The organism is Leptodesmis sp. (assembly GCF_052746595.1).
Genome location: NZ_JBRAGO010000141.1, coordinates 1 through 8,968, shown reverse-complemented (window position 1 = coordinate 8,968; position 8,968 = coordinate 1). Strand labels below are relative to the sequence as shown.

The following is an 8,968-nucleotide window of genomic DNA, read 5'->3' as shown; positions in this document are numbered from 1 at the left end:
TGCCTGAGTCACCTCTAGGGGATTGGCGATCGCACTTCCTAATGCAAAATTAGGAGTTGATCGCTGTCCTGAAGCGAGAGCTGCCAGAGTTCGGGGAAAGGGAGACTGACTACAGATCAGGTAAGCTGTTGCCAGACCTGCAGGCCCCTGAACCGCCCAATCGACTCCCAGGGGCAAGGTGGGTAACGTCACGCTATCACCGGGAGCTAGGGTAGATTCAGTAGTGGGTGACTCTGAGGGGCGGTGCGGGGTTTGAATCATGGGAATGTGGATCGGCACCAGTTGGTTGGAACTATTGAGGGTAATCAACAAGAGATAGAGGGGACGATCGCCATAATTTTCTACCCGGTACCGGATGCGACTTCCGGCAGCGAGTTGAGCGATCGCATCAGCGGGAACGGGCAACTCCTTGAGTTTCTGAGCGATCGCCTGGGGGTGACGAACGGTATCCTGCCGGGTCAGAGGCTTTTCCTCAGGGGTAAGCAGTTCCAGAGTGACGCGCACTCCCAGTCGCGACGTTTTATCGTTGGTTGTCAAGTTCAACCATTTGTTGGCTAACAGCGTCTGCAATTTGGGCACCAGACGGCGCACGGCCCGCTTAATGGCTTCTCCACCTTCCCCCGTTGTGTTGAGAATAATATCGCGGCCTTGAGAAAATAATCCGTAACTGATGGTAGTCGGGGGAGGGGTAGCCAGGTTGCTGAGAGTCGCTGTGGGTAGGGATGCTAACCGAGTGACTTCGGCTGTGGGAATTTTGCTGAGCAGGCAATCGGCAGGACGTTCTCCGGCGATCGCCGAAGAAATATGGGGAATCGAAGAGAGCGCACTGATGGCATCCACCCGTTCAATTCGTTCCAGATTGTCATCCAGGGCTACGATGAGGCCAACATGTCGTGGCAGCACCCGAACAGACTCCTGCACCCCCTGTCCGACCTTAACCTCGGTTGACTGATCAATAAAATCGGACAACTGATCCGGCTGATACAGTTTTGCCCTGGCCGTTACCCCTTCACGGGTAATGATCTGAACCTGTACTGGGGCCGCAGCCGTTGATGAATCCTGTGATTGCAGGGTCAGCAAGGAGTTTGCGCCGTAGTATTCCATCAGAGCGGCAGGTAATCCTCCCAGCCAGAGATGGATTGTTTTTCCAGGTTCCTCAACCTCAATCACAACCCCATCGGCTCCCGGCATCACCGGATTGCAGAAGTAGGGAGTGAGTCCGGAATCCTGACTCCTTTGTCCACTGAGTTGCGGCTGTTGTTGGTTCGTTAACTGGCCAATTTGTTGATTTGCCTGAGCCAGACTGATCTGAATCGTGCTAGCGGGTAAACTTTGCCACAGGGTTTGGGTCAGGGTGTAAGTGAATAATCCGGCAGTGAAATGGCTCCAGTGAACTTCCGTAGCCAGTTGCCCCGCTCTTAACACCACTCCCGGAAAGGGATCCGTTTGGGATGCGGTAATTTTCTGATCGCGGCTTCCCCCCAATTGTTTCGCCAATTGTTGCTGAAATGCCACTTCTGCGGCCCTGGGCTGGGCCATTGAGGGATTAGGAAAAGCCCGTACGCGTAAGTTTCCTTGCAGGGGATGCCCTGGATAGTGATAGCTGGTATCCAGAATGGTCGTCACCTGATCCGTTTTCAGCGATCGCAGCAACAGCCTCAGTGTTTCCTCCAGAATGTCATTCACCAGCGGTGTTTCACCCTCTGGAACAGTTGCCTCTGCTGTAACCAGACTGGCTTGAGTGGAGCCTGGTGTTTTCCCGGCCACGGTACTCCCCAATCCGCTGAAATGAAACACCACTCCATCACCCGATCGGGCCTGCCGCATGAGATGTTCCACAAAGGCAGTTTCGATCGCAGCACGAGTCGCCTGCTGATCTGTCAGGGTAAGAATATCTGCCGCTTTCAGCCCAAAGCGATGAATTAGTAACTCCCGTTGCAGTTCTACATCCGTCACACATCCTGCCAACCCTGAGCCTGCCGGATATTGATTAATTCCCACCAACAGCGCCAATCTGCGTTCAGTGGGAGCCGCCAGTACCGCTCCATAGCCCCTGCTCAGGGCTGCCAGGCCCAAATCACTGGCCCCCCAGCCGGCCAGCACCATCCCCACCTGTTGCAAAAATTCCCGCCGCGTTATGCCCATAGCCTTATTGACCCATTACCCATTACCCTATTCCCTATTCCCTATTCCTCACTTCCTGTTCCATTTCTTATGCCCTATTGGTTAATGAAATCCGAACCTGCGGTTTATAGCATTACGGACTTGGAACGCGATCGCGAGACTCTTTGGGATGGAGTTCGCAATTACCAGGCACGTAACTTTTTACGCTCTATGCAGCCTGGAGATTTAGCGTTCTTTTACCACTCTAATGCCACTCCTCCCGGTATTGTTGGGGTAATGGAAGTAATGCAAGCGAATGTTGTGGATCCTACCCAATTTGATTCTAAAAGTAAGTACTATGATCCCAAGTCCACCCCAGAGTCTCCTCGCTGGCAAACTGTGACGGTAAAGTTTGTAGCGGCGTTCCCTGAAATGATGACGCTGGATCAACTACGGCAGGAATTCAGTCCGGATGATCTGTGGGTGGTGCGGCAGGGAAATCGGCTCTCGGTAATGCCTGTGCCAGAGGCAATCGCGGAAAAGATTTTGCACCGGGCGAAGAGCTGATGGCAAGCTATGATGTGACTGCGGAAGCCGTGCGTAGCGATGGTCGAGATGTGCGGGACTTTACGTTGGAAAGTCTGCGAACTCTTATTGGCACGTATTTCAGGAAACCACACCATTCTCCGGCACTCTCCGTGACAATTAACTGCCTCGATAGGTGCTGTAAGACCAGGGAGAGGCCAGAAGCGGAACGTGGTAATGACGGCTGGGATCGGCGATGCCGAATTGAACGGGAACGCGATCGAGAAATGGCGGTTGCGGCAGGGTACTGTCTTGGGCAGCAAAGTAGGAGCCGATCGCGAACTCCAGTTCATACACACCTGCGGTGAATTCGTCTCCCGTCAGTAGCGGCGCATCGGTACGACCATCAGCATTAGTGACGACAGTTTTAATCAACGTCTTCTGTCCTGATTTCGGTTGGATTGACCAGAGGGCGATCGTCAGGTTGGCCGCCGGACATCCATGCACAGTATCGAGCACATGAGTAGTGAGTTTGCCAGACATGATCAGGAGAAGAGGGTAAAGCGTGGAAGACGTTTGCCAGCATGATAAGCCATAAAAGTTTGGGGAGGCTTGGACTATGAAACTGTCAGAAGAAGATGCTGCCTTGTTCTACGAACTGATGTGGGCGCTGCAGTTCTACCTCAAACAACAGCTGAACTTGTTGCCTGAAATTAAAACTTTACAGCAATACCCAGCAATACACAGCAATACATTGATGCTTCAGTAGAAGACAAGGTTCAGGTGCGTGAAGCCCTTTATGCTCACCCCAATCTGATTGATGAGTTTTTGCAAGACAATCCATCAGGATTTTCAGAGGACAAGTTAGCCATCATTGCGCAGTGGAAACAGTTCATCGCTGGCGATTTTTATATTGAGCAAATACTTAAGAAGTATACGATTTTCATTGGTCAAGACGATCTGGTGTATGGGGTAGTGGGGTTGCAGGAAGAGTTGGAAGATATCTTTTACATAGCCCAATTACCGCTGCTGGTGAAAGCGGTGTTATTGCCCTTTAAGGACAGGATTATTTATGATGGTCTGTTTGAGGGCTATAACATTTACTTTGGTAGCGGCATTTCTGGAAATTTGAAGGAAATTTACCTAACGGCTAAGCAACAAGGCGATATCATTGAAACCTTAGCTGAGTCCCCCGCTCGATCTGTTACTTCTACTCCTGGTAAACCCTTAAAAGATTGGACTCCAGAACTGGCAGAACTGTTAGCCACAGCCAGCAAATTGAAAGGCGGGGGTGGCCAACTTGCCATTAACAGCTCCGTCTTTAGCCTGATTAAAACCAGTATTGAACTGGGTCAGGCAGCGGTTTCCCAATCTGAAGATGACCAGCAGCTCTGGAAATTGTTGAGCAAAGTGGAACAGGCTGTACGGAAGGTAGAACGATGCTTATATCGTCAATAACGCAGATTTTCGGTTTTGTGGCATAGTTCAAGATGCTTCATTAAACGGTGGTTCACTCATGAGCTGCCAGTCATACCTGATCTCCATGAAACCTGATTCTCCATCTCCTCTTTCTTCTTCTCTTTTCGCATCTCTCTGCACGATCGCCCTGCTTGCCGCTCCTGCCCAAGCCCAAGCGAATCTTTATGTTGCCTATCCCCCTAACACTCACGAAACAACGGCTAACCAGATTTTTTTAATTGGTACGGCTCCCAAAGGAGGAGTTGTGCAGGTGAATGGGCAGGCGATCGCCCGTAATGCCGCTGGTCATTTTGCTCCCAGTTTTCCCCTGCAGCCAGGAAAGAATGAATTTGTTGTTACCTATGGCGATCAGCAGGTGAAGTTGAACGTCACTCGTATCTCTCCTAGCCCTCAGTTAAACAGTCTAGCCTTTGCGAAAGATTCTCTGACTCCTGCCGTCCCGCTGGGTCGCTTACCGAAGGAGTGGATTTGTTTTGGGGCGATCGCACCGCAAGGAGCAACCGTGAACGTGCAACTGGCTGATGCTGGATCCTTTCCCTTGCAGCCGCAAACCCGCTCTGTAGACCTACCACCCAACTCCGCTGTGCTCATCCAGCAAAACCAACCTATACCTGTTGTTGCTCCTAACGCTTACCAGGGGTGTATTCGGGTAGCAACGGCAAAGAATTTAGGGAAACCTAGCTTTGAACTGACTCTGGCCGGAACCACAACCCGTCAAGAAGGCCCAGCAAGTGTCCAGATTTTATCTCCTACTCAGTTAGAGGTAGCCGAAGTAACTGTCGATGCTGGAACTGCTCGGACTGGCCCCAGTACAGATTATTCCCGGTTAACTCCCCTCCCCAAAGGCACCCAGGCTACCATTACTGGCTACGAAGGGGATTGGGTGCGCCTGGATTATGGTGGCTGGATTAAGCGCAGCGAAGTCCAGGTTCGTCCAGCATCAGTCCCCCCATCTTCGCTGATTCGCAGCATTACTTCCCGCCAGGTAGGCAATTGGACGGAGATTATCTTTCCCCTACAAGTTCCGGTGCCGGTGAGTGTGCAACAGGGCGATCGCGCGTTCACCCTGACCCTGCACAACACGACTGCCCAGACAGACATGATTAAACTCAGTACCGATCCCCTCATTGCTCGCCTGGATTGGCAACAGGTGCAACCCGGTCAGGTGCAGTATGTGTTTAATCTCAAAACAAACCAGCAATGGGGTTATCGGTTGCGCTACGAGGGAACTAGTTTGGTTCTGTCGTTGAAACATCCGCCGCAGGGGCGATCGGGGGTCAGGGATCGGGGATCGGGTAGAAGTCAATCTAAGCCTTTAAAAGGAATTAAAATTTTGCTGGATCCGGGGCACGGGGGGCCAGAGGATTCAGGCTCGAAGGGACCAACAGGATACCCGGAAAAAGATGTGACGTTAAAGGTTTCTAAATTACTCAGCAAGGAATTGCAGCAACGGGGCGCAACCATCCTGATGACTCGCACCGAGGATGTGGATTTGGGGTTGAAAGAACGGGTGGAAATGATCGACCGGGAACAACCCGCGATCGCGCTCAGCCTGCATTACAATGCTCTTCCTGATAATGGTGATGCCCTCAATACGAAAGGAGTCGCCACTTTCTGGTACAATACCCAGGCCCACAGTTTGGCCATGTTTTTGCACAATTATTTGGTGAGAACTCTGAAGCGCCCTTCCTATGGCGTTTTTTGGAATAACCTGGCACTCACCCGTCCTACGGTGGCTCTCTCGGTGTTGCTGGAACTGGGGTTCATGATCAATCCCGATGAGTTTGAGTGGATTGTTAACCCAAAGGAACAACAGCGATTAGCGAAGGTTTTAGCCGATGGGGTGGTGGAGTGGTTTAGCAGCCGAAATGGGTTGAGTCAATGAATTTGCAAAAAAAATTCGTCAATCGTAAATGTTGCCCCTGAAATTGATGTCGTAAACAAAGATTTGGCCTATCTCTTTTCGAATTTGAAAGATAACTCGAATATTGCCAACACGGAGCCTGGAGAATCCTTTCAATTCACCTTTGAGTTTTTTGATGTCAAGTTCTTCGGGGGGTAGACGTTTTGAGTTTCAAGGCAGGTCTTGAGAATGCCAATTTTAGTCAAAATAGTTTGTCGAATGTTGCTGTCTAATTTGTCCAGGAATTTGTTTGCTGCTTTACTAATCTTGATCTTCATGAGCAAACCAACCTGAAATATCAACGAAATCGTCGTCTTCGTAATCCTTTGGATCGAATGTTGCTTCTATATCAGCCTGTTCTGCGTCATCCACATAAGGCAGTAGCATCTCAAAGAATTTAAACCACTGTTCGCGCAGCACTTCACGAACGCTTTCCTTAATAATGGCTTTAAGCATTTGGGCATCCAGAATATTGACAGGATCCATACGTTTTTACCTACTTTGCTGAAGTTCTAGCGACATCGTTAGAAATTTACTCCAATTGATGAACATTGATCCCCGCTCCTTCTGTTTCCATGCTGTCGAGGGTTTGCCAGATGCGGTTCAGGAGGGCATCGAGCCCCAGACGGGTGGCGGCGGAGATTTGAAAGACAGGCGCGTGGCTGAGTTGTTCCAGCTTTTGGGTGAGAGCTTCCAGATCATCTCCGGTTTTGTCCAGAGTATCCAGTTTGTTTAAGGCCAGAATTTGCGGGCGATCGCTGAGTCCGCGTCCATACGCTTGCAGTTCGTCCTGGATCATCTGGTAATTGGCGATCGGATCTTCACTGGTGACATCAATTAGATGTAGCAACAGGCGAGTCCGCTCAACGTGGCGCAGGAAATCGTGACCTAGACCAATGCCTAAATGTGCCCCTTCAATCAGTCCTGGAATATCGGCAAAAACGGTACCATCACCGCTGGGTTTCCGCACTACTCCAAGGTTGGGCACCAGGGTAGTGAAAGGATAATCGGCAATTTTGGGACGAGCCGCAGAAACCGCTGCAATTAGAGTCGATTTGCCAGCATTGGGTAAGCCAATAATGCCAACTTCTGCCAGGAGTTTCAGTTCCAGGCGCAAAAATCGAGATTCCCCTGGTAATCCGGGTAAGGCTTTCTCTGGGGCACGATTGGAATTGCTGAGAAAGTGAGCATTACCCAGACCGCCTTTGCCACCCTGAGCCACACATAAGGTCTGATTGGGAGTCACCAGATCGCCTAGCACTGCATCTGTCTCAGCATCAAAAACCATCGTGCCGCAGGGAACTTCAATAATGCGATCGTTTCCCGATGCCCCCGTCCGGTTATTGGGGCCACCTCGCTTGCCATTCTCGGCTTTGAACAGGTGATTATAGCGGAAGTCCAGCAATGTTTGCAGATTTTCCACCGCCTTCAGGATGACAGAACCCCCTCGACCCCCGTTGCCACCCGATGGCCCTCCTGCAGGTACATACTTTTCCCGACGAAAGGCCACCAGCCCATCTCCGCCATCTCCTGCCTGTACCTGAATTTCTGCCTGATCAATAAATTGCATGGGGCCACACTCAAAACCTCTGTCCTGATCATAGACACCAAATGACGGCACAGGACGAACTGCTGTTAAAGTTGCCCCATCTGAATCTATAAGAAATTGATGAAATGGGGATGAAATGGCGGACTGCGGGACTTGTTAAGTGTAAGGTGAAGTAGCCCAGTGGCCTCATCCCACCTTTTTGCTACTATGCCCGATCTGAGTCACTATTACAAAATTCTGGGGATTAAAGCAGGCACATCCCAGGCTGAGGTGAAACAAGCCTACCGGAAACTGGCAAAACTGTGGCATCCCGATCGCTTCTCAAATGATCCAGCTTTGAAGCACCAGGCCGAGGAGAAACTGAAAGCCATTAACGAAGCTTACCAGTATCTTAAAGACTATCAGCCATCTGCTCCTGCTGCGGCAAGTTCTCCTGATACGACCCAGCAGTCTGCTCAGGCATCGGTTTCAACTACATTAACTGGGGCGGAAAAGTGTTACGAGCGAGCTGCCGAATATGGGCGGGCCGGACAGTACAAGGAAGCCCTGGAAGAACTGAGCGTGGCGATTCGACTGAATCCTGATTACGTGCAAGCTTACCGCTATCGGGGCTTTGTCCACTCCATGCTGGGGTTTGAGTTGGGCGCTGAGGCCGATTTGAGAAAAGCCAGGGATCTGGAATGGGAACAAGCCTATGCGGCCCGGAAAGCCAAACGACAAGCGGAAGAGGCAGCCCGCCAGCGCTCTACTGCCCAATCCCAGTCTGCCCGATCGCCGCGATCGTCCTCTCCTCCGCCCCATCCTCCCCACTCCAATCCCCGCTGGCTGCATCTGCAAACCCTGACCGGCCATCAAGGCGGAGTGACCGCGATCGCCCTCAGTGGAGATGGCAGACTGCTGGCCAATGGTAGCCGCGACTGCACAATTAAGCTGTGGAATTTGCGGACTGGTAAAGCCTTTTGTACCCTGTCAGACCACACGGCTGCGGTCACGGCGATCGCCCTCAGTGCTGATGGAAACTTACTCATCAGTGGTAGCGAGGATCAAACCTTGCGATTCTGGCGTATCAAAACTGGAACCCTGCTCCGCACCCTATCAGGGTATGAAGCCGTTTTTACCACCCTGGCTTTAAGTGCTGACCGTCAGCTTTTGGTAGCAGGTGGACAGACTAGCCAAGTGCATTTCTGGTTGTTAAATTCCAATTCCATCACTCACGGAATTTACGACCAGGAAACTCCTGTGTTGTCGGTTGCTCTCAGTCGAGATGGGCGGCAGGTACTCACAGGCAGTAATCGTCACTTGATCGCGATGTATCAGGGCAGAACGGGTGAATTGCTCCGTACATGGGCAGCACACTCTACCTAAATCCGTCGCAGTGCTCCGCCCATAGCCGCAGGCTTGGGGGGAGG

The 8,968-nt window shown here is 51.3% G+C and carries 9 protein-coding genes; 5 read left to right on the top strand and 4 right to left on the bottom strand.

The window, feature by feature from the left end; all coding sequences use genetic code 11:
* Positions 1 to 2,145: caspase family protein (locus ACUVQO_RS21215; RefSeq protein WP_445927818.1), on the bottom strand; the 2,145-nt coding region annotated here is incomplete at its 3' end.
* A gap of 69 nt (positions 2,146 to 2,214) precedes the next feature.
* Here ACUVQO_RS21215 and ACUVQO_RS21210 point away from each other — a divergent pair.
* Positions 2,215 to 2,670: an EVE domain-containing protein gene (locus ACUVQO_RS21210; protein WP_445927817.1), complete on the top strand. Its 456-nt coding sequence runs from the start codon at positions 2,215 to 2,217 to the stop codon at positions 2,668 to 2,670.
* A gap of 138 nt (positions 2,671 to 2,808) precedes the next feature.
* On the opposite strand, the gene uraH is transcribed toward ACUVQO_RS21210, so the two are convergent.
* Positions 2,809 to 3,171, bottom strand: a complete 363-nt coding sequence (gene uraH / locus ACUVQO_RS21205) for a hydroxyisourate hydrolase (protein ID WP_445927816.1) — start codon at positions 3,169 to 3,171, stop codon at positions 2,809 to 2,811.
* Positions 3,172 to 3,247: 76 nt separating this feature from the next.
* Between uraH and ACUVQO_RS21200 the strand changes: the two genes are divergently transcribed.
* The 3 genes from ACUVQO_RS21200 (at position 3,248) to ACUVQO_RS21190 (ending at position 5,992) form a co-directional block, all read left to right on the top strand.
* Positions 3,248 to 3,397 carry a hypothetical protein gene (locus ACUVQO_RS21200; protein ID WP_445927815.1) on the top strand — a complete coding sequence of 50 codons (150 nt, stop codon included), beginning with the start codon at positions 3,248 to 3,250 and terminating at the stop codon, positions 3,395 to 3,397.
* A 14-nt stretch (positions 3,398 to 3,411) separates the two neighbouring features.
* Positions 3,412 to 4,086, top strand: a complete 675-nt coding sequence (locus ACUVQO_RS21195) for a hypothetical protein (protein WP_445927814.1) — start codon at positions 3,412 to 3,414, stop codon at positions 4,084 to 4,086.
* An 85-nt stretch (positions 4,087 to 4,171) separates the two neighbouring features.
* Positions 4,172 to 5,992, top strand: a complete 1,821-nt coding sequence (locus ACUVQO_RS21190; RefSeq protein WP_445927813.1) for an N-acetylmuramoyl-L-alanine amidase — start codon at positions 4,172 to 4,174, stop codon at positions 5,990 to 5,992.
* Between the two features lie 279 nt (positions 5,993 to 6,271).
* On the opposite strand, the gene ACUVQO_RS21185 is transcribed toward ACUVQO_RS21190, so the two are convergent.
* Positions 6,272 to 6,496, bottom strand: a complete 225-nt coding sequence (locus tag ACUVQO_RS21185) for a hypothetical protein (RefSeq protein ID WP_445927812.1) — start codon at positions 6,494 to 6,496, stop codon at positions 6,272 to 6,274.
* 46 nt (positions 6,497 to 6,542) lie between these two features.
* Positions 6,543 to 7,631: a GTPase ObgE gene (gene obgE / locus ACUVQO_RS21180; protein ID WP_445927811.1), complete on the bottom strand. Its 1,089-nt coding sequence runs from the start codon at positions 7,629 to 7,631 to the stop codon at positions 6,543 to 6,545.
* A gap of 135 nt (positions 7,632 to 7,766) precedes the next feature.
* Here obgE and ACUVQO_RS21175 point away from each other — a divergent pair, with 135 nt between their 5' ends.
* Positions 7,767 to 8,924, top strand: coding sequence for a DnaJ domain-containing protein (locus tag ACUVQO_RS21175; protein WP_445927810.1), 1,158 nt, complete (start codon positions 7,767 to 7,769; stop codon positions 8,922 to 8,924).
* Positions 8,925 to 8,968: the final 44 nt, after the last annotated feature.